20 protein-coding genes and 1 tRNA gene are annotated in these 20622 nt (G+C 59.0%); 9 read left to right on the top strand and 12 right to left on the bottom strand.

The window, feature by feature from the left end:
- Window positions 1-119: 119 nt before the first annotated feature.
- Both B9Z01_RS05030 and B9Z01_RS05025 read right to left on the bottom strand, forming a co-directional pair.
- Window positions 120-821 (bottom strand): aspartate/glutamate racemase family protein, encoded by a 702-nt coding sequence (locus tag B9Z01_RS05030; protein ID WP_143808813.1) that lies wholly within the window; start codon window positions 819-821, stop codon window positions 120-122.
- Between the two features lie 12 nt (window positions 822-833).
- Entirely contained in the window at window positions 834-1517 is a 684-nt protein-coding gene (locus B9Z01_RS05025; RefSeq protein ID WP_167387430.1) for a GntR family transcriptional regulator, read from the bottom strand.
- A 289-nt stretch (window positions 1518-1806) separates the two neighbouring features.
- On the opposite strand from B9Z01_RS05025, the gene B9Z01_RS05020 reads away from it, so the two are divergent.
- Window positions 1807-2790 carry a polysaccharide deacetylase family protein gene (locus B9Z01_RS05020; protein WP_085481100.1) on the top strand — a complete coding sequence of 328 codons (984 nt, stop codon included), beginning with the start codon at window positions 1807-1809 and terminating at the stop codon, window positions 2788-2790.
- On the opposite strand, the gene B9Z01_RS05015 is transcribed toward B9Z01_RS05020, so the two are convergent.
- On the bottom strand, window positions 2709-4184 hold the full coding sequence (locus B9Z01_RS05015) for an NCS1 family nucleobase:cation symporter-1 (protein WP_208625855.1): 1476 nt from the start codon (window positions 4182-4184) through the stop codon (window positions 2709-2711). The genes B9Z01_RS05020 and B9Z01_RS05015 overlap by 82 nt on opposite strands.
- Before the next feature lie 92 nt (window positions 4185-4276).
- Window positions 4277-5701 carry a dihydropyrimidinase gene (gene hydA / locus B9Z01_RS05010; RefSeq protein ID WP_085481098.1) on the bottom strand — a complete coding sequence of 475 codons (1425 nt, stop codon included), beginning with the start codon at window positions 5699-5701 and terminating at the stop codon, window positions 4277-4279.
- Window positions 5702-5889: 188 nt separating this feature from the next.
- On the opposite strand from hydA, the gene B9Z01_RS05005 reads away from it, so the two are divergent.
- Window positions 5890-6603 (top strand): GntR family transcriptional regulator, encoded by a 714-nt coding sequence (locus B9Z01_RS05005; RefSeq protein ID WP_085481097.1) that lies wholly within the window; start codon window positions 5890-5892, stop codon window positions 6601-6603.
- Between the two features lie 243 nt (window positions 6604-6846).
- Here B9Z01_RS05005 and B9Z01_RS05000 read toward each other — a convergent pair.
- Window positions 6847-6920: transfer RNA gene (locus B9Z01_RS05000), tRNA-Gly, on the bottom strand.
- 217 nt (window positions 6921-7137) lie between these two features.
- Here B9Z01_RS05000 and B9Z01_RS04995 point away from each other — a divergent pair.
- On the top strand, window positions 7138-7803 hold the full coding sequence (locus tag B9Z01_RS04995) for a hypothetical protein (RefSeq protein ID WP_085481096.1): 666 nt from the start codon (window positions 7138-7140) through the stop codon (window positions 7801-7803).
- Window positions 7787-8998 (top strand): XRE family transcriptional regulator, encoded by a 1212-nt coding sequence (locus tag B9Z01_RS04990; RefSeq protein ID WP_085481095.1) that lies wholly within the window; start codon window positions 7787-7789, stop codon window positions 8996-8998. The genes B9Z01_RS04995 and B9Z01_RS04990 overlap by 17 nt, the downstream gene beginning before the upstream one ends.
- Before the next feature lie 291 nt (window positions 8999-9289).
- On the opposite strand, the gene B9Z01_RS04985 is transcribed toward B9Z01_RS04990, so the two are convergent.
- Entirely contained in the window at window positions 9290-11038 is a 1749-nt protein-coding gene (locus B9Z01_RS04985) for a retron Ec67 family RNA-directed DNA polymerase/endonuclease (protein ID WP_167387429.1), read from the bottom strand.
- Window positions 11039-11348: 310 nt separating this feature from the next.
- Between B9Z01_RS04985 and B9Z01_RS04980 the strand changes: the two genes are divergently transcribed.
- Window positions 11349-12167, top strand: coding sequence for a DUF4019 domain-containing protein (locus B9Z01_RS04980; RefSeq protein WP_085481093.1), 819 nt, complete (start codon window positions 11349-11351; stop codon window positions 12165-12167).
- 91 nt (window positions 12168-12258) lie between these two features.
- Here B9Z01_RS04980 and B9Z01_RS34655 read toward each other — a convergent pair whose 3' ends face one another.
- From B9Z01_RS34655 to B9Z01_RS04965, 3 genes are all read right to left on the bottom strand, one after another.
- A complete protein-coding gene (locus tag B9Z01_RS34655; RefSeq protein ID WP_143808812.1) occupies window positions 12259-12741 on the bottom strand; it encodes a hypothetical protein in 483 nt (160 codons plus the stop codon).
- Between the two features lie 78 nt (window positions 12742-12819).
- Window positions 12820-13671, bottom strand: a complete 852-nt coding sequence (locus B9Z01_RS04970) for a hypothetical protein (RefSeq protein ID WP_085481091.1) — start codon at window positions 13669-13671, stop codon at window positions 12820-12822.
- Between the two features lie 197 nt (window positions 13672-13868).
- Window positions 13869-14516, bottom strand: a complete 648-nt coding sequence (locus B9Z01_RS04965) for a hypothetical protein (RefSeq protein ID WP_085481090.1) — start codon at window positions 14514-14516, stop codon at window positions 13869-13871.
- 622 nt (window positions 14517-15138) lie between these two features.
- Between B9Z01_RS04965 and B9Z01_RS04960 the strand changes: the two genes are divergently transcribed.
- The gene (locus B9Z01_RS04960; RefSeq protein ID WP_085481089.1) at window positions 15139-16098 is read left to right on the top strand and encodes a toll/interleukin-1 receptor domain-containing protein; all 960 of its coding nucleotides are present in this window, start codon (window positions 15139-15141) and stop codon (window positions 16096-16098) included.
- The gene (locus B9Z01_RS04955; protein WP_143808811.1) at window positions 16095-16919 is read left to right on the top strand and encodes a hypothetical protein; all 825 of its coding nucleotides are present in this window, start codon (window positions 16095-16097) and stop codon (window positions 16917-16919) included. Before B9Z01_RS04960 ends, B9Z01_RS04955 begins: the two co-directional genes overlap by 4 nt.
- 375 nt (window positions 16920-17294) lie before the next feature.
- On the opposite strand, the gene B9Z01_RS04950 is transcribed toward B9Z01_RS04955, so the two are convergent.
- The 3 genes from B9Z01_RS04950 to B9Z01_RS04940 form a co-directional block, all read right to left on the bottom strand.
- Window positions 17295-17858, bottom strand: coding sequence for a YggT family protein (locus B9Z01_RS04950; protein ID WP_085481087.1), 564 nt, complete (start codon window positions 17856-17858; stop codon window positions 17295-17297).
- Window positions 17859-18132: 274 nt separating this feature from the next.
- Window positions 18133-18453: an EthD family reductase gene (locus B9Z01_RS04945; RefSeq protein ID WP_085481086.1), complete on the bottom strand. Its 321-nt coding sequence runs from the start codon at window positions 18451-18453 to the stop codon at window positions 18133-18135.
- Window positions 18454-18540: 87 nt separating this feature from the next.
- The gene (locus B9Z01_RS04940; protein WP_085481085.1) at window positions 18541-19476 is read right to left on the bottom strand and encodes a Rossmann-like and DUF2520 domain-containing protein; all 936 of its coding nucleotides are present in this window, start codon (window positions 19474-19476) and stop codon (window positions 18541-18543) included.
- Window positions 19477-19688: 212 nt separating this feature from the next.
- Here B9Z01_RS04940 and B9Z01_RS35430 point away from each other — a divergent pair, with 212 nt between their 5' ends.
- Window positions 19689-19850: a hypothetical protein gene (locus tag B9Z01_RS35430; protein WP_167387428.1), complete on the top strand. Its 162-nt coding sequence runs from the start codon at window positions 19689-19691 to the stop codon at window positions 19848-19850.
- Between the two features lie 384 nt (window positions 19851-20234).
- Window positions 20235-20537, top strand: a complete 303-nt coding sequence (locus tag B9Z01_RS04935; protein ID WP_085481084.1) for a hypothetical protein — start codon at window positions 20235-20237, stop codon at window positions 20535-20537.
- Window positions 20538-20622 lie beyond the last annotated feature (85 nt).

Raw genomic sequence — 20622 nt, 5'->3', positions numbered from 1 at the left:
CGAGCCGGGCGGCTCGGCGAATCAAGCGCGATAGATGGATCGGCGCCAGCGCGAGAGCGTGCCGGTGCCGGTGCGGAGAAAGAAAGCGAGGGGGAAGGAGAGGGCCGCGGGCGCCGGTGTCAGGCGTCGTGGCGCGGCAGCGCGAAGCTGCCGTAGCTCGCCTTGCGGGGCCGCAGGCGTGCGAGTGAGAGCGCTTGCACGGCGGCGCAGGCGATGCCGTCGAGCACCGGGACTTCCGCCTGCGCGGCGACCTCGGGCACGTAGCCGCACAGTGCCGCGGCGACAGTGACAACGACGTCAGCGCCATCGTCCCGGCATAGGGAGACGACTGCGTCGCGCATCAGGGCGGCGACTTCCGGCGCCAGCTTCGCGCCATAGGCGGCCGGGGCGGCGATGCCGCGAATGCCGGCGACGCGGGCACGATAGCCATAGTGGTCGGCCAGTTCGGCATACAACGGCGTCAGCGCGGTGCCCACCGTCAGCAGGCCGATCTTGCCGCCGAGCATGCCGGCCGTGGCGAGCGCCGCTTCGGCCGTGCCGACGACCGGTACTTCCAGCATCTGCCGCACGGAATCCAGCGCGGTGTCCATCGACACGCCCAGGATAACCGCATCCACGTCCCGGGTCGCATGCGCCCGGGCCAGTCTGAGCAGGCCCGCGATGGCCTCGGCATTGTCGACGCGCGAGCGGATGGCGGGCGGGCCGTCGGCATTGGTGTACCCGACGATTTCGCAGGCGCCGTTCACGGCGCCTCGCGCCTCGGCAAGCATGCGCTCGGTGATGTGATGGCTTGCGTTGGGGTTGAGCAGGGCAACGCGCATGCGGAGCACCCTTTAATAGCGGTTGAAAATATCGGCCAGGTCTTCCTGGTCGTCCCGTGTGACATGGCGGGTGATGCGCGCCTCGATTTCATCGAGATGGTGCAGCATGGTGCTGACCGCGGCGGACGCCTCGCCGCGCGCGAGTGCCTCCACGATGGCGCGGTGCTCGCCCGGCGCGCAGCTCGACTGATCGTGCGATTCGTAAAGCGCGACGAACAACTGGGTGCGCGCCAGCAGCCGCTGCAGGAAGGCTTCCAGTTCGGCGTTGCCCAGCATGCGAGTCAAGTGGGTGTGAAACGCACCCGCAAGCCGTATCGATTCCTCTCGATCACCGGCGCGGTGTGCTTCCTCCTCGCGTTTGACGTGCGCGCTCAGTGCCCGCAACTGGGTCGCGCCGAGCCGGCTGGCGAGCAACATCAGCATGCCCCCTTCGACCGCCCGGCGGGCATCGTAGACGGCGTGGATGTCTTCGACCGATGGCTGGGGCACGAATGCTCCGCGGTTTTGCCGCAACTCCACCTTGCCTTCGCGTTCGAGGCGGGCGAGGACCTTGCGTACCGCCGTGCGCGTCGCCCCGAAAACCTCCGCGAGATTGCGCTCGCGCAGCGGCGTGCCCGGCCGCAATTTACCGTCGAGCAAGGCGCCGGATATCGAGCGGTACATGCGCTCCTCGGTTTCCGGCGGTGCATCCGTCATGTCGCCCGCATCGGGCGATGGCGGAGACGGCGCCGGATCGATCTTGGCAGGGGCTCGTCGGGTCTGTTTGGAAGGGCTAGCCAGGGGGGGCTGTCTCACGGCGAACGGAATTCTCGTTGGACGAAAAGGAAGATCGCATTGTATGCGAGCCAACCCGATTTGTCCGCCATTCACACGATGGCCGGCGAGCCGTTTCACCATATTTTGGTCGACAAAAATTAAGATTATGGTTGAACATTCTTGAAATTCTGAGGCACACTGCTCGCGTGGCTGACAACGAGGAGAAGCTATGGAGATCGAGCGGGACCTGCTGGGATACGGTAAGCATCTCCCCCATCCGCATTGGCCCGGCGACACCCGGGTCGCCGTGTCGTTCGTGGTGAACCTGGAAGAGGGGGCCGAATTCGCGATTGGCGAGGGGGACGCGCGTAACGAGGCGGTCTATGAAGTCGTCGACCGGATCGAGCGGTTTCCGGATCCGTGCCTGCAAAGCCATTTCGACTACGGCATCCGGGCGGGCTGGCATCGCATCATGGCGGTATTCGCCCGTTACGGTGTGCCGGTGACCGTCAGTGCGTGCGGGCAAGCCATCGAGCGCCTTCCGTCGCTCGCGCGCGACGCCGTGGCGCTCGGACATGAGGTGTCGGCGCATGGCTGGCGCTGGGAAAGCCATGTGTCGATGAGCGAAGCGGAAGAGCGTCGGGCGATCGCGCGCACCGTGCGCGCCATTGCGTCGGCAACGGGGCATCGGCCGGTGGGCTGGCATACCCGGTCGGCCTCGTCGCCCAATACGCGCCGGCTGCTGATGGAGGAAGGAGGCTTTCTGTATGACAGCGATTTTTACGGCGACGACCTGCCGGTGACCTTGCGAACGGGCGATCGTCCTTACGTGCTATTGCCCTACGCATTCGACACCAACGACATGCAATTCCAGCATTCCAGCCGCTTCGTGCGGGCGGCCGACTTTGCCGGCTATGTTGCCGACGCCTACGACTGGCTATGGGAGGAAGGACGCACGCAGCCGAAGATGCTATCGATCGGACTGCACCTGCGCATGTTGGGGCGCCCCGGACGGATCGGAGCGCTGCAACAGATGCTCGAGCACATGGTCAAGCGCGGCGGTGCCTGGTTTGCGAGGCGTGACCAGATTGCGCGGCACTGGTTGCAGCATGCATCGTTCGATTGCGGTGCCTATTCGAGCGAGCCGAATCCGCCTTTCGCCCCCACTGCGTCAACGGATGATTTTCTGGCGCCTCCCATCACCAGAAAATAGGCCGCGGCAGCGCTCAGCAGGCCAATCGGCCACGAGAAGGCGGCTATGGCCGACAGCGCCGGCAAGAGCGCAACCACCGCCGCCACGGCGGCCGTGGGCACGAAAACGGCGATGGCTTTGGGGTTGACCCCGTTGCGGAAGTAGTATTCGCCGGCCTCGTCGGAGCGGTAAAGATCGCGGATGTTGATGATGCCGCGATTAACGAGGAAGTAGTCGACCGCCATGATCCCGAAGATCGGCCCCAGGAAGGCGCCGAGTCCGCCAAGGAAGTAGTTCACGACGATCGGGTTGGAGTACAGATTCCACGGCATGACCATCAGCGCTAGCACTGCGCTGATGATGCCGCCGCGGCGGAACGTGATCCGCTTCGGCCACACGTTGGCGAGATCGTAGGCGGGCGACACGAAATTGAGCACCACGTTGACCCCGATCGTCGCCACGATGAACATCAGGGCGCCGACCGTCAGCACGAAGGTGTTCGGCACCTTCGCGAGGATCAGCGCGGGATCGCTGATGGCGTGACCGAAGACCACGACGGTGCCGATCGTCATCGTGATGCTGATGGCGGCGAACGCGGCGAAGTTGATCGGAATCCCCCAGAAATTGCCCACCACGACCGCGCGCTCCGACCGCGAGAAACGCGTGAAGTCGCAGTAGTTCAGCAGCATGGTGGCGTAGGTCGCCACGAGCAGGAACGCCCCCGTCAGAATGCCGCGGATGGCGTCGCCGCCTGCCAGCGGTTTGACGGAAAGACTCATCGGAATATGCCAGTCCGCCATCGCGAAGAGCCAGACGGCCATGGCGACCATGACCACCCAGACGATCGGCCCCGCCCAGTCCTGGAAACGACGCACCGCTTCCATACCGCGCGTGATGACCAGCAACTGCAGGACCCAGAGCAGGACGAAGCAGGCCCAGCCGAGGTACGACAGGCCGACGAAGCTCTGGTCCTGCCAGTGCTGCAAGCCCGGATCGATGCGAAGGAGCAGGACCACCACGGCAGTAGATGCCAGATAGGTCTGGATGCCATACCAGCAGATGGCGATGACGGCGCGGATGAGCGCCGGAAGGTTGGCCCCCCAGATACCGAAGCTGATTCGCGCCATGACCGGAAACGGCACGCCAGTCTGCTGGCCCATCTTGCCGGCCCAGTTCATGCCGAAGAACAGGATGCCGGTTCCGATGAGAATCGACGCCAGCACCTGCCACCCCGTGAGGCCGATGACGAACAGGCCGGCCACGAAGGTGTAGGTGCCGATGTTGTGGATGGCCGACATCCAGACGGCGAAGAAGCTGTACGAAGTCCACTTCCGTTCTGTGGCGGGAGCCAGGTCTTCGTTATAGAGCCGGCCCGTTGGGTCCAGCCCGGCCAGAAATTTGTGGTCTGTATCCAAGGTGACTTCTCCTGTGTGATGCTCGGGCATCAGTCGTGAGACAGCGAAAGGGCTGGAAACGAAGCGAGGCTCGGGGGCGGCCTGCGCGAAATTCAGGCGCGCCGCGGGTTCGGCGCCAGCGTCGGCTCACCGCAGGGCAGGAAGCGTCCGCGGCCAGCGCGCGGATGGAAGTGCCCATCCCAGACCACCTCGCCGTCGACCAGCGTCACGGCAGGCCAGGCGCGCAAGGTCCGGCCTTCATACGGGGTGTAGTCGACCGCGTGGTGCAGGTTGGCATTGCGCAGCACGAGTTCGCGCTCGTCCCAGATCACCAGATCGGCGTCGCTGCCGATCGCGATCGTGCCTTTGCGCGGATGCAGGCCATAGGCCTTGGCGGGATTCGTCGCGGTGAGTTCGACGAAGCGGTTGAGCGTCATGCGGCCGCCGAGCACGCCCTCGGAATACAGCAGCGGCAGGCGCGTCTCGAGACCCGGGATGCCGTTCGGAATGTGGCGGAACGCCACCTCCTCGCCGTCTGGTTTCTTGCCTTCGGGCGCGTCGTAGCGGAACGGCGCGTGGTCCGAACTGAACACGCTGAACAGTCCGTCGTTGAGGCCATTCCAGATCACGTCCTGGTTGGCCTTGTCGCGCGGCGGCGGGCTGCAGACGCACTTCGCGCCGTGGTAGCCGTCGTCGACGCCGAGATCGGCCGCGGTGAGAAACAGGTACTGCGGGCAGGTCTCGGCGTAGACCGTCAGGCCTTGCGCGCGCGCCCAGCGGATCTGCTCGACCGCCTCGCGGCCGGACACATGCACGATGAGGATCGGCACGTCGACCAGTTCGGCCAGCGAGATCGCGCGGTGCGTGGCCTCGCGCTCCACCAGCATCGGGCGCGCATGCGCATGAAAGCGCGGCGCTGTGCGGCCGGCCGCTTCGAGCCGCTTCGTCAGCCACTCGATGCAATCGGCGTTCTCGGCGTGGATCATCGCCATCGCGCCGTGCTGCCGCGCGACCGCCAGCACGTCGAGGATCTGGCCATCGTCGAGCTTGAGGTCGTCGTAGGTCATGTAGATCTTGAACGACGTGTAGCCCTCGCGGATCAGCGCGGGCAGTTCCTCGTTCAGCACTTCCGGCGTCGGGTCGCTGACGATCAGGTGAAACGCGTAATCGGTGTGCGCCTTGCCTTCGGCGCGGCGATGGTAGTCGGCTACCGCCGCGCGCAAGGATTGGCCCTTTTCCTGCGCGGCGAACGGGATCACCGTGGTCGTGCCGCCGCATGCCGCGGCACGGGTGCCGGTATCGAAGTCGTCCGCCATGCGCAGCGGTGGCGCCATCGGCTGATCGAGATGGCAGTGGGCGTCGACGCCGCCCGGCGTCACGACACGGCCGGCCGCGTCGATCTCGCGCGCGCCTTCCGGCAAGCCGGCGCCGAGCTGCACGATGCGGCCAGCGGTAATGCCGATGTCGGCATCGTAGGTGTCGCTGGCCGTCGCGACGCGAGCGTTGCGAATCACCAGATCGAGGCGGGGCGCTGTCATGAATGTGTCCTTGCGTTTGGAATTCCCCGGGCGGATCGGCCGGAATTCAGGGTGAGTGTCTTGTCGACATGATAGTCAACATCGATGTAGACAGAAGAAGTGTTAACACTAATGTCGACACTCATTCGGCGGGAATGTATGATCCGCGTAACTTTGGCAATGACCTGCCAGCCACACTCGAACTGGACATGCCGACCCAACCTGGCCGCAAGGCCGCCGCACGAACCCGCTTGCAACGCGACAGCACACACGACGAGATCTACGAACGTATCTACGTCGCGATCCTCGAACATCGCCTGCATCCAGGCACGAAGCTCGCCGAGGAGCGGCTGGCCGAAATCTTCGACGTCAGCCGCGCGCGCATCCGCGAGGTGCTTGCGCGGCTTGCGCACGAGCAGATCGTCGAACTCGTTCCGCAGCGGGGGGCGTACGTGGCCAAGCCGACGATCGAGCAGGCCCGCGATGTGTTCGAGGCGCGCAGACTGATCGAGCCGGCCGTGCTGCGCCGGCTGATTGCGACGCTGACACCGGAAAAGCTGGCCCGGCTGTCTCAACACAATGATCTGGAGGTCGATGCCCGCCAGCGGGAAGACAACCGCGCCGTGGTGCGGCTGTCCGGGGAGTTCCATTCGCTGGCTGCGGAACTCGCGGGCAATTCGGCACTCGCGCGCAGCATGCGCGAGCTTTCCGTGTTGACCTGCCTGATGATCGTGCTCTACGACGCTCCCACGGCGACCAGTTGCCGCGCCGACGAGCACTCGCAGATCATCGATGCCATCGCGAAGCGCGATGCGGCACGCGCCGAGCGCCTGATGCTCGAACACCTGGACCACATCCAGAGCAGCATGAAACTCGAAGGCGCATCCGACGAGGTCGATCTCGAGGAAATCTTCAGGCGTTGACCTGTTCGAAGCGTGGCTTGTCGCGGCACCGAACCTGCTGAGCCAGGGTTTCGCGGTAACCGCGGCGAATCAGGACTGGTGTGGGGATATCGCGCGTATATCGCGACTGGTGAAGGCTAGCGGTACCCTCGCTGGCCTGAAAGACGTGTTTGAAACTTAGGGGTGTTTGGAACTCAAAAGGGTGAAAAACCCCTTGAATTCAAGGTTCCGTAGAAACCACCGGAACACGGCAGGAGAGAGATGTGGAGCGGGCGATGGGAATCGAACCCACGGCTCTAGCTTGGGAAGCTAGGGTATTACCATTATACGACGCCCGCAGAGCGCACGATTTTACAGGGGTTTGAGGGATTTGGGGAGGTGGGGGCGTGTGAAGTGGGGTGAAAAGTGTATGCACTTCGGAAATTCTTGCTGGCATCGCCGCTAATATCTTCGTAACGCGCTCACACAGACGAAAATTTGGAGGCCTTACGTTGAACACGAAACTTTTAATGATAGAATTCGCGTTACTGGAAAACAATCTACGGTGTGTCATGTATGGCGACTTCGCCCGCTGATAGTATTGAAGCACTGGAACAACTCATCGTCCAAAACATTCCGCGCGATGCGCTGATGGCTTGTGAGGATGCATATCACAATGGTGACGCAAAGGCGCGCACCCAAGCGTCTGGGTTTGCGCAAGGGCATCGCCCTTCTGCCGTTGGCTCGGTGAAGCACTTCTACATCAATGAGTCCTTCCACGAAGCCTTGCTCGCTCACGGCGCAGACCCGACTCCGCTCCGCGGCACGCGTCTGGTTGTGGGGCGGTGGGGTATCTTCCACGTCGCCCGGCTCAACGTTCCCGGACACCAGTGGGTCAATCTGCGGCGGAGTGCGACGCGAAAGAAGTTGGCTGAAATCAATCAGAGCATCGAGCGCAAATACGTGCAGCGTGACTTGTTCAATGAAGCGTCAGACACCACGGCTGGCACCATCTTCATTCTCGGTGTTATGGATGGTGTCGACGCGAATGGCGTCGCTCAGCTGACTCAGGTCAAATTGGCCCTCCCGGCGGCCAATATGAAGTCTTGGTTGTACATGAAATCTCTGACGGAATTCTTGAGCCTATACGAGCAAACGAACACGGCCGAGCAGCCCGACAACGCTAAGCCCAAACTCAAGACACAACCCAAGAAGCAAACTGGCAATGACGAAGGGAATTAAAGATCTTCAACCCGCAAGGCTTGAACAAGCGCTTGCGGCTCGTGGGCTGACGAAGGGCCAGCTGGCAAGCTTGGTTGGCGTTGCGGCGCCGACTGTCACCAAATGGTGTAAAGGCGATCAAGCTCCCGAAGCGAATACGTTTGAGCGGCTTGCGTCTGTACTCAACGTGCAGCCGGAATGGCTCACACGTGCCATGTTACGGCCTGTCTCTAAGCCACTTTATCGCAGCAATGCATCGGCCTTAAAGGCCGCTCGCGCCAAGCTGGAGGCTCGGACCGAATGGACGCAAGAGATTGCCGTTCTCTTGGGCGACTACGTGGACTATCCGAAAGTCAACCTTCCCGTGCGCACGTTTCAGGACCCCGAGCAGATCAGCGACGCCGATATCGAGGCTGCGGCTGAGGAATGTCGCGCGCTTTGGCAATTGGGCCGAGGTCCCGTGCAGAACCTTGCTCTGGCTGCTGAAAGTGCTGGCGTCCTAGTCATTCGCGAAGAAACTGAAATATCGGCTATTGAAGGTCTTTCAAGTTGGAGCGAACTGCTTGGGCGGCCCATTGTGTTTCTGTCTGCTGACAAAGCCAATGCTTTCCGCAGTCGATTTGATTTGGCCCACGAAATCGGGCATCTCATTTTGCATAAGCACATACCGAGAGCTGAAGAGCGCGACCGTTATAACCAGTTGGAAAAACAAGCGCATCGATTTGCAGGTGCGCTCTTGCTCCCAGCGGAAACGTTTGCTAGTGAAGTTCGGGTGCCTACAAACCTAGACAATCTGCTCATCCTCAAGCAGCGCTGGGGCGCGTCTGTGGCGGCAATGATGATGCGCTTGCACGCACTTGGCTTGCTTAGTGATGAAGATAAGTTGACGCTCTTCAAGCGACGTTCCGCCCGTTGGGGATCCAAGGCAGAACCGGGCGACGAAAAATGGGAGCCTGAGGAACCGCGCTTGTTACGACGCACGGTGGAACTGCTGATCAATGAAGGAATTTTGCCAGTCGAAAGCATCGCACGTCACTTGGGATATTCACCTCGTGATGTGGAGAAGCTCTGCGGGCTGCGCATGAATTACTTTACTGCGCCAGCTCAAGTAGTAGAGTTAGCGACCCTTCGATCAGCAAGGTCTAGCGATACTACTGAGCGTCGAGCCAGTGCCAGTGTGGCCGATGTCGTATCGTTTCAAAAATTCAAGAAGTGACTTGCGACTCTCGACTGGCTCTACAAAATAAACCGATGCCTTCAATGAGAATCGTTGAGGGTTATCTCGAAGACATACTGGCCTGACGAAGCATGAAGCGGTTCACCATTCGTCGAGTCGTGAACGAACCCCGCGTGCAGTGCGGCTCGCATACGCTCCGACAGCAGACCATCGACCAGTCTCGATAATGGTGCCTCATTCGTCTAAAGCAGTTCTTCCCAGCAAACAGATGGGTGCAAAATATCTACAAGCAATAGATTAATCGTGTCTCGATAGTAACTTACCGAATTGTTAGGGCTTCGCGAGCTTCGCCTGATAGTCGTCTGTCACTTTTATTATCCTATCCAAGATGGCTGTAAATCCATCGAAGTTGATAGTTCCGGCTTTTTTTGCCACGACGTCTCGAGCGAAATGGCCCTTTCCGTAGAAACCAGGCTTGTCATCAGTATGGTTGCTTCGGTCAAATTTCCTGCCATTAAGCTCTTCTTTCAATGTAGCTTCATCGAAAAAATCTTCAATCGCGGTCTCGCTATTGTTGGGCCCGCGTGGCGTTGGAACGACGTATAGGTTGCTCGTAACATGTATAAAATCGGCTAGCCCCTGAGGTTTTTTCTTTTTAGTAATTCCGGCAATTGCTTCATAGACACTATGCGCGCCCTTGTCGTTATCTATCAAGACAATGACAGGGAAGCGCGGTGCAGGAGCCTTAAAACAATGTTGCACGTCTGTATGATAGTGTTTGAGAAGCTTGCATATTCCCCCGACACCACCAGTTAGCTCGGTGATCTCCCCGGTACGCGTCTCAGCATACTTATAGAAGCGGACTTTTAATTTTGGCGGCGCGCCTGCCTCAACTAGGCTGGGGTACGTTGCTGATAGCGCCTTCATCGCACAACGTAGGTACACGTTATCCGTCTTACCTTCGCAAACGATGATAGGTTCACGGAGACCGTAGAAGAGGTCGAAATAGAGAAAGCGTCTGAACAACGCCACTCGACCGGCGGTGCTCTCAAACTCACGACCATTTTCTATGGCTAACTTGTGATTGAATCGATCCACATGGTCGATGTAGGAGAGCATGCCAAGGAGTTGCTTGTTCTCTCCAGCCTTGCGATTTTCAAGAATGATGGTCCCGTTGGTGTCCCTCTTCTTGTAGACGAATTCAAATGCTCCCGTTGTAAAAAGGCTGTGCGCCATCGCACGTACTGTGTATCGATAGGTCGCAGGGACATTTACTTTCTGATTGACCGTAAGACCAGTGACCTCTTGTCGTGAATCACGATATTGCAACCGCGTTTTGGACGGATTGAACGCAAACCCGCTTCTGCTGACCAACCGGTCAAGCTCCGCTCCCGGAACCCACGTATGGTCGCCGTTAAGGGCTGCTATCTCGGGAGGGAACGTCGGATTGTTCGTACTGAATGTGAGGTCATCGGCATATCTCGTATAACTTGCGCTGTGCTTTGCCGCCAAGCTGGAAAGCAAGATATCCATCGGATGGGCGAGCAGGTTAGAGATTACCGGCGAACATGGGCTACCCTGTGGAAGCTTGTTCTCGAAGCACGCTATCTGAGCAATGACCGTGGCAACGTCGGGGTGCAATGCAAAGTTGCGGTCTTTGATAAAAAATCCGCGTACCCGTCCGAAGTTAATCGTGCCAAAGAAATCGTGTAAATCTGCGTTGAAGACAAACCGACGAGTGACATGTACTCGTCCATTCGTCATGATTGTGTGATGCCTCTTGAATCCGTGAGCAATTCCGTGCCGCCGTCCATTTCCAGGCTTAACGTGGGATAGGGCGATTTCGTCACTGCAGTCTTGCAGAACAGATGCTAGCTTTTGCTGAACGAGTTTCAGCCCTAAGGATGGGGCCAAAATTTCTCGTTCTCCACCATGCCGTTTGGGGATTGTGAAGCGCGTATATTTTGTATCTGGTGCGGTCTTATAAAGAATGTACGCGAGATTTCGTGGCGAGACATCCAGAATAATAGCGAGGTCACGCCGAGCGGCAGCAGCCTTAAGCTTTTGAAGACTTGACATATGTCTCAGAGGAAGTGGCTCGCGGATACTCTTACGCAAACGGCGCAATTCGGATAATGCAGAGGAAATCCGAGGAGCAAATCCCGGAACTTTTATTTCACATGCCATGATTCATGGCAAAAAATCTATCCGCGAGCTGGATAGAACTGTAACAGAATGTTTCGCGGCAGACAATCTCGCTGCGCAGAACGCGTCGAGTTGAGGGTGTCCTGCCGTTGAATGTAGGCGCACGCACCAGCGAGCATTGGTATCAAGATTTTCGATACGTTGCCGTTATGTCGCATTGTGTAAACGGAAAGGCGGATTATCAATGAGAACTGGTCGATTGTGTTTTTGCATCGCCTTGGCATTCCTCGCAACTTTGGCGCGAGGCGAGGGGGCGACCGACCAAACGCTCGAGCGTCAAGAGAAAGCGCTGCACGCAATTGACGAGTTTGCGCACGAAATCTGTAACGATATTTCCACATCAGATAGTCAACAGAACATTACGCTCGATGCAAACGGGCAGGCTCAGTTGTCTCGCCTTCTTAAGTTCGTCGGCGACCTCGGCTTCAACGCGGGCGCGAAGTATTCATTGTCAGATTACAAGGGGCTCGTGCAGGCAGATGTCGGAAAGGCATTGCACGATGCTCAAGAGTGTCGCATAGATGTTTTGAACAGCCTGAAGGACAAGATGCTCGCTAGCCCTTCCGGGTCATCAGACGCCGGTCACACGAATCGACACGGCGTACCAACGCAATTGGTATGGCGGCAACCTTCGGAGAGTCCCAATAGCTTTGCGGCTCACTGGCTAACTTACTTGGACAATCAGGAATGGGACAAGGCGTATGCCGAGTTGGGCCAAGAGGCGAAAGACTCGTATAGTTCGAGCGAATTCGCGCAGTTGCTATATTCCCAACGTAGTCCGCGCGGACGTGTCTTAACCCGGAAATTTGTGGGCGCCCAACCAGCGGATCGGAAGGCTACAGCTCCGCCCGACGTGAAGGGAATCGCAGTGCTCTATAACACGACTTTCGAGTATTCATCGAGCGTCACTGCGGAGCCCGGCGAGGTGGTGCTTCTGCTTCTATCACCGCAGGGCAAGTATCGAGTTGCAGCATACAACTGTCAAACGTGTGGTGGGAGTTGACGCGTAGTTCGGAACGTAAGTCGATGCGATGCCGGGGAAGCTCTGATGCCTCTGCGCCGTTTGCACATGCAGTCAACAACCCTGAAAGATATTATTGAGAGAGCGTTTCGCAACAGGCATAGACGCAAAGCTTGAGCAATTTAATTGGGCTTTTGATCGCAGGGCTGATCTTTTGATGGCGGTTCTTCGCGGGCACATGATGGTCGAAGAGCGGCTGCACGATATCATCTCTGCGGGTGTTGCGAACTACGTCAGGCCTGCTGCCGAGAACGATATTTTCAGTTTCGGTACTGCCGCGAAGCTCGCGCGTGCCATGGTGGGCACCGCTGCCACTGCCGATTTTTGGAAGGGCGTTACATCCTTGAATTCCCTTCGCAACGCTCTCGGACACCGGGATCAGCCTGTGCGCCTCGATAAGCTGCTGACTAAGTTCTTCGAAGACACCGAACTGGCCGCTTCTCATCTCTTCAAGGGGCGCGACATAACGTATAGGCATGGTGGTGAACCCGAGGAAACCACCGCCGTTGCCATGCGATTGCGCTGTATGGCGATATGGGCCATTCTCGGAGTCCACGCAGACAATCTCGCGAGAGACTTGGATGCTGCATTAATGTCTCGCCGACTGAGATAAAGACCCTTTCGCGCCGTGCGCTTAGTCGCCCGATACGCGTTGAACAACCTCGTTCATTGAGTAGTGCACAAACTGTTTGCCAAGCTCGGTAAGTACATATTGCTTGCTGCTTTCGAACGCGGATTCGACGGTTGCGTTAGCTGGACCTGCCGGCCTACGCACCGTCTGTTTGCGCAAGAATTGCCCGTCAGTGGTAGTGTCACGCGCTTGCCGAATGACGCCACCTGTACTTAGGTCACGGATCAGCAGCTTATATAGATCCGCTTCCGCTGAGTCCTCGCGGACGAGGTTGCCGTAAATCGCGGTCCAGATATCAAACCGCGTCGAGCCGGGATTGCTGAAAATTTCGCGAATTACAGCCAGATGCGATTCGTGATAAGTGTCCAGCCAGTCGATGAAGAGCCGAACAACGTCATCGGAGCATAGTCGTGTTCCAGCGGCATTCGTTACGAGGTTTGCCACATAGCGGCGCTTTTCTTCGGTGTCGGCCTTGTCCCACGCGCGAAAGGCTTTTCGCACGATGTCCAGATATTCGTCGCTCGCGAGCCGCTCATCGATTTCATCACCGATTGCCTCGAATCGCCGACCGATATCTTGCATGGTCGCACTCAGGGTTTCCATCTTGGCTTGATGTTCTTCGAGCCATTGCGTCTGGAGGGACGATGCATGCAGACCGGCCTCTTCGGTCTTCATGCTCGCGAGCGCGCTGATAAATCCGCCGACCCATGGAATACTCCCGAGCGCCGCCAAGGCAAACTTTTCAAGGATGCGGCGTTTAGTGCTTGGGTTAAGTTTTTCGAGCTGAGCCCTAATTTGATCGACGGCCGAATCCGTTGGAACGATCGAGTTATTAGTGCTGTCATCCGAATGCATCTAGCCTCCACGCGTTGCGCTTTAGGGCACGGACAATTCTACAGCACAGGTTCTCGGATTTTTGCGTGGGCGGGCGATAGAGAGGGCGCCAATCGCCCGTAGTCAGAGTGTTGACGGTCTGAGAGTGCGTAAAGCCTTCGCGCGGCAGCAACGGAAACGCGTAGCGCACGGCAGAAGTAGACCTTCGACCGAACGTTTTATTCACCACCGGCAACCGTTGCAAAGACTTCCGGGAATTCTTCTCCGCACAGACTAAGAAGGGCGTTATATATCTCGCTATCTTGTTCTGGACCGTCAGAATGAGTGCACAGAGCAAGATATACGTTCTTTTGCTCCTGCACTCCAAAGATCAGCCACTCACCGGTCAGTTTTCGCTTGGCGGCGCGATCCTGATAGCCTTCGATCACGAGTTCGTGAGCCAACCTTCCTTGCCAGCCAACAGTGGACGGATTTTCGTTTTCCTCTGCTGCGACGTGCGCACATAACTTGTCGAACTTGTCACTCTCCGGGCCAGGCAAGCCCCACTGGTTGGAGATGTTGTGCATAAGAAAGCGCGGATCGAAGAAATGGACCTTCCATAGCCCACGCAGGGGTTCGTGCTTGAATGGGCGTGGTTTCGCGGTGCTGCTGCGATTTGGACCGCGCCCTTCAAGTTGCTGGATTACGTCGGTGATCGCAAACGTGTTGATGGTCCGATGCTTCCACGCGCTGGTTAATTGTACGAGCAAGAATTTGCTCAATCGTGAGGTGTCGATTCCAGCCAGTCCAGCGTTCAATTCAGTGAACGACTGAATGTCGTGCTCGGATACGCCGAAACCAGCCATGACGCTCGGATCAAGCTCCACGATTTGTCCTCTCTTCTAGCGGGTGCGGCTGCGACGTCCCCCGTTGGCAAAACAACGCGGTCGGCGGGATAGTCTTCGCATGAACGATATCCAATGCCAAGGTGATTTCCCACCCCTTACTGCCGGTCAGGTTCACGATCTTGCCGCTGCTCTTCGCGACGTTTTCGGAAGCAACCTTGCCGGACCTGTCAGGTCAGCAGCGAGGACAGATTCGCGCTGCCGTACACAAACTCGAACTGACATTCGCGGCCGGCGCTTTTTCGGAAGCGCGGGCGCTTTTACCCTCCGTCACAGGTCGGGTCAGTATACTTGAACGTTTTCACTGTACGGAAGGGGGCACTGAAGCAACGCATCGCGTCTGTACGCGAGCAATTGCAGCTTGTTCCAATGGTAACGGGAGACGGCGTTACTCCCGAAGGACGTTCCGATGCGGCTGACGAGAGCGCAGCGGTCCCGTGGTAATTTGCGTGGCCGACGGTGGTGTTGTTTGAGTTTGGTGTGCTGCTACACCTGATTTGATACCCCGTGGACGTGTTAGATTGCGCGGAGTGGCGACGCACGGGGGAATTCCCGTCGCTGCATGGTTCATAAAGGGTTTAGCTACGACTAACGAAGAAACGCTATGGTGACGAAAACAACGACGAAGAAAACCACTGCACAGAAATCGCCCGCGAAAAGACTTTCCAGTTCCACCAATTCGCAGCGGTTCGAACCCGCCAAGCTCGATTCACTATTCGTTGTACTTGATGCAATCGCATGGCTGGATGCGCCGTCAAACGGTCAGGTCGCCCAATTCGCGGGGATTGATCCAAGGACGGCGGGAAAGTTGCTAAAAAACGCCTGTCAGATAGGGATGGTTGATAGTGTCGGCTCAGGTTACGCCTTGGTGCTTCCCTACCCCTACAAAGGATCGAAGGAACAGAAGGAGGCGGTGGTCAAGGAGGCACTAGTTCGACTTCCCCTCTTAACAGGCGTTCGCCAGTTTCTGAGGCTGGGTGATAAGACGGATGTTGCTCTTCGCAAGGCGGCGACCATCGCTGGCATTACGCCGTTTGTTCCTGCGGACATTAATCCTCTGCTTGAATGGGCCCAGTCACTTGGTGCACTGCAACCGACTCTGATCGCCGAGGATCTTGTTGATGCGGCTGAAAGCAAAAAAGAGCAGCGTCACAAGGACGAAAAGGGACGTCGCATTGCGTTCTTGTCGCACAGTTCCATCGACAAGCCCTTCATTCGGCAACTCGCGGCTGACCTCACTGCGAACGGGGTTGACGTGTGGCTCGATGAGCAGCGAATACGGGTAGGAGACTCCATACCGGAGAAAATTGCGCAAGGCTTGGCTGGCTCCGATTTCTTCCTGATCGGGATGAGTGGGAACTCTGCGAACTCGCCTTGGGTTCAGAAGGAACTGAACAACGCGCTCGTCAATGAGGTACAACGACGGAAGGTCCATATCTTGCCGCTGAAGCTCGATGACTCGCCAATGCCACAGATTCTCGCCGACAAGAAGTACGCAGATTTTTCGAAGTCTTACAAGGCAGGCTTGGACGACCTACTCAACGCACTGAAGGGTGATGTATGACTACTGGAGAGAAGAAGGCGCGACCGATGCCGAAAGGCGGGCGAAAGGGTGGCACCGTTTTTCCACGAGTAGCACTTATAGATGCACTCGCGTATGCACGGAAGCTGGTCAGCAAGACGCACACAAGCGCGCAACCGAAGGACGTTATCTTCTCCGGTGTGGTTGGAGCCAAGACCGGTATGGGAGACGTACGCCTGTCTGCGCTGAGGCAGTATGGCTTTCTCAAGGGGGACGCAAAGTCGAACTTCTCTGCTGACGAACTGGCCAAGCAAATTGCGGCGGCACCGCAAGAGGAGTTGATCCCGTTGTACAGACGGGCGATGTTAAAACCGGTGGTATTCAAAAAACTGTTCGATACCTTTCATGGGGATACCGTAACGAAATCCAAGCTGAAGCAACGTGCTGCCGACCTGAAGGTCCACCCTGACGAGACAGAAACCTGCGTGGATTTGTATGTTTCCGGCATGACGACCGCAGGTCTGGTGACTGTCGACGGGGATCGTGTAACGCATATGACGTCGAACGATGCCTCGGAGATGTCTGCCGGTACAACTGCTGACGACATGAATCCTGACTTACCAACGGACGCATTGACAGATGTGGTTGAGACTGGAGAGAGCAATCTTGGCGTTGACACGGGCACCGAGGCCGCGACGGGGCACGGTAATGGTGCGAATGTCGTAGCAGCTACGTCATCAATGGGCACGACCCATAGCGGACCGCGCGCTGTCTTTAATGTCAATGTTACGCTTGACTCCAGCATGGACATCGAGAAGCTGCAGAAACAGCTCGAACTGTTGAAGCGCTTCGGAGCAATCTAGCCACTGGAGCAACAGCTACGCTGTAGCGCTGATGGGGGAAGGAGTGCCGGAAAAATGCCAAGTAGATTATTAGCTTCCGACTTGATGTGCTGGGGTGAAAACTGGCGTCGTCGTCAAACCCGCATTACATGTAGTTTTCAATGGCGCCCGCCGGAAAACTACCTCTAAAACCCGCATGAATAGTGGGTTTGCTCAAGCCGTTGCAGCTTGGGAAGCTGGGGTATTATCGCATTATACGACGCCCGCAGAGCGCATAATTTTACAGGGTTTTGGGTGCCCGCGGCAATCTCGGGACTGCGCGTGCCGGTATCGCGTGGCGGCAACATGGGCCGGGCGGCGACACAAACCGGACAACCACGGTCCCGCCGCACGCCGTCAGATCACAAAATAAGTCAGCTGCACCGCCGCGCGCGTGACCACCATCTGCAGCACCTGCACGATCACAAATAGCAGAATCGGCGAAAGGTCGATGCCGCCGAGTTGCGGCAGCACGCGGCGCAGCGGATTCAGAAACGGCGCGGTCAGTTGATACAGGATCGGCATCGCGGGCGAACGCGGATTGAGCCACGACAGCAGCGCCATCAGGATCGTCATCCAGATGATCAGATTCAGCGCCCATTTGATCGCGGTCAGCACGGCGACGATCAGCAGCGTCGGCACGAGCGTGAGCGGGTCGGCGCCGGTGAGCACGACCATCAGCACCACGTAGATGATCGCCGCGATCAGCGTCGCCGCGACGCTTGCCCAGTCGATGTTGCGCGTGCTCGGCAGGATGTGCCGCAGCGGTAGCACGATCCAGTTGGTGGCCTGCATCACGGCGTTCGACACCGGGTTGTACGGCGGCAGGCGTACGACCTGCAGCCACGCGCGCAGGAGCAGCGCCGCGCCGAACAGCGTGAAGACGGTATTGAGCAGAAAACGGGCGATATCGCCAAACATCTCGTGTCCTTTCCTTATGCTTCTGATGACGGCCGCTGACCGGCCGCGGGTTGCCGGCGTCGCCCGATCGGAGCGCACCGGCGGTTCGTTTGGAATTGCAAGCGCCTTTCTCGCGAAAGAGCGCATCGTGCAGCGTCTGTTGCAGGCGGCCGCGCGAAGAGGGCATGCGTTGCTTCGCGCGGCGCGGCGTTACGTTACGTGGGTTCGCCCCGGGTTCGGTACGCGACGGCTCGACGTCATTGCGCGCCGCCGCTTCATTGCTGTCTGCGCGACGTCACACGGAAACCCGAACCTCGCTGATCAGGATCGCGCCGTTGCCGCCGTCGGTGTAGTTGGGGATGTCCGCCAACAGTTGTTCGGACGCGGGCTTGAATACTTTATAGAAGTCTTCCGCGCTATCGAACAGGAAGTGACCGGCGGCCACGTAGGGCGGCGGCGTTCCGGGCGGCCCGGCGTTGATGCCCGCATCGACCGACCAGCCCTTGAGCGCCGGCCCGAACAGCTTCGCCGCGAGCGGCATGTGCGTGGCGCAGTAGTAGTCCATGTCGAAGCGGCCGTTTTCCCGGTACGGATAGAGGATGCTGACCTTGATCATTTGTGCGTTCTCGTCTGTTGATCCCGATGCGCGGCACGGCGCAACGCTGGTTCGCGCGGCGCCCGCCGGACGCCACATTATCACGGCTTACTTGACGCTTGCACCTGCCGCGGCCGGATTCAGCGAGCGGCTCAGCGATTCTTCCACCGCTTCGGAGATCGCCTCGATCGTGGCGGGCGGGTTTGCGCGGCGCCGGGCGAGGCCGATCGCGCGCCGCGTCAGCAGACCATACAGCGCGGCGTGGTCGCCGCCAAGCCCTTCGAGCAGCGCAAGCTGCTTTTGCACGACGCCCGTGTCGCCGCGCGACACCGGGCCCGCGAGCGCATTGGGCAGGCCCTTGTCGCGCGCGGTTTCGATCGTGCCGGCGAGCATCGGCAGCAGCGCGCGCAGCGCGTCGTCCTCGGCGAAACCGAGCGTGCGCCACAGCGCGACGCATTCGGCGAGACTGCACAGCGCGAAGCTCGCGGCATAGTGCGCGGCGCCGTGATAGAGCATGCGCCCGCCAGGCGGAATCGACAGCGGATGGCAGCGCAGCGCGACGGCGAGCGCGGTCAGCGTGTCTTTCAGTGCGCCGTCGGCCTCGATCGTCACCGAGCAGCCGGCGATCCGTTCGAGGTCGGCGAGTTCGCCGCCGAACAGGTAGAGTGGATGAAAGCCGCCGATCGATACCCCTTTGTCGCGCGCGGGCGCGAGCAACTCGACGGGCGACGCCCCGCTGCAGTGCACGAGCGCCTTGCTGTGCCGGCTTGCATTGTCGGGGCCGAACCGGAGTGTGTGCGCTGTCGTACCGATGCTGTCGTCGGGAACGGCTAAAAAAACGATATCGGCGGCGTCGACGACCTGCTGCGCGTTGCCGGATGCCGCGCAATGCTCGATCTGGTCGGCAAGCCGGCGCGCGGAATCCGCTGAGCGGCTTGCCACCGCCGTGACCGGATAGCCGGCGCGTGCAAAGGCGAGCGCGAGACAGCGCGCGAGCCGCCCCGCGCCGATGAAGCCGATGCGCGGCAAGGAAGACTGGGACATGGTCGCGTGCTCCAGACGGATCGTGTGAACGGGAAAGCAGAAGTATCGCGCATCCTGTGAGTCGCGGTGCGATCTGGCCCCACTCGGTTCTTCCGGTCAGTTTGTGTGCGATATGGCGCCCGCGGGGCCGAAGAGTTTGATGAGCGGTTCACGAGCCGGTTTTGCAGTTGCTGTTCCGTACTTCGTTCGCAGTCAGATTCCGGAGAGTCGAGATGAATATTTTTTCTTACCGAAAACACTTGCGGTTCCTGACGCACGCACAACGCCGTCGCTGGTGGGATCAGAAAAAACGCCTGACGCCGCGCGTGCGGATCAGCGGCGCCTACGTTCCGCCGAATGTGTCCCGCGAATTCGTATATGTGAAAGTCGGCTAGGCGCGCGGCCTTCGCAGGTGAGAAAATGCTCGGCTAAATGGATTGGCCGAGCATTTTTATGGGAAATTCCTTCCCGCTGTCAGAATTGAAGCGAATTTGTAATCAAACATTACCGAAGCGCGAACGCCAGAATGCCTTTGCGGCTCTAAATCTGAAGCGCGACTGCCCAGTTCCGTCCAACCCTTTGATTCCCGGCCCATTTCGCCTCTGCCGCGGGTGCTTTCGCATCTGCGAGCTCAGCAGGTGCAAAGGCCGCCTCGGTGGCCGATTGCAATTTGCAACAAATGCGAACAATTAGGCCGAGGCTTTTTCGATACATTGATTTCACAGCATGCAAGGCATGCGCAGTCGGCGACCTTGGCAGGCCGCGCTAGGAGAATAGAAGTGAAAAAGATCGTTCCGTTTGTCGTTGCAGCCGCGCTCGGCCTGGGACTTGCCGGGGCCGCCGAGGCGCACGTTTCCGTTGGTATTGGCATTGGGGTGCCGATCGCGCCGGCGTATCCGGTGTATGCGGCGCCGCCGCCGGTCTATTACGCGCCCCCGCCGCCGCCGGTTTATGCTCCGGTCGTCGTCGCACCGCCGCCGGTGGTCGTGGGCGGTTATTACGGATACGGCTACGGCCGGCCTTACTATCACCGCGGCTACTATCGCGGCTACTACGGTCACCACGGCTACTACCGCCGCTGATCGCAGGCGCGCATGACGCGCGCAGGAACACCGACGGCGTAACGCCGGCCTGAGCGCCGGGTTGCGCCGTTTTTGTTTTTCTACT

Source organism: Paraburkholderia susongensis (assembly GCF_900177725.1).
Taxonomy (GTDB): Bacteria; Pseudomonadota; Gammaproteobacteria; order Burkholderiales; family Burkholderiaceae; genus Paraburkholderia; species Paraburkholderia susongensis.
This window is presented reverse-complemented; position numbering and strand designations above follow the sequence as displayed.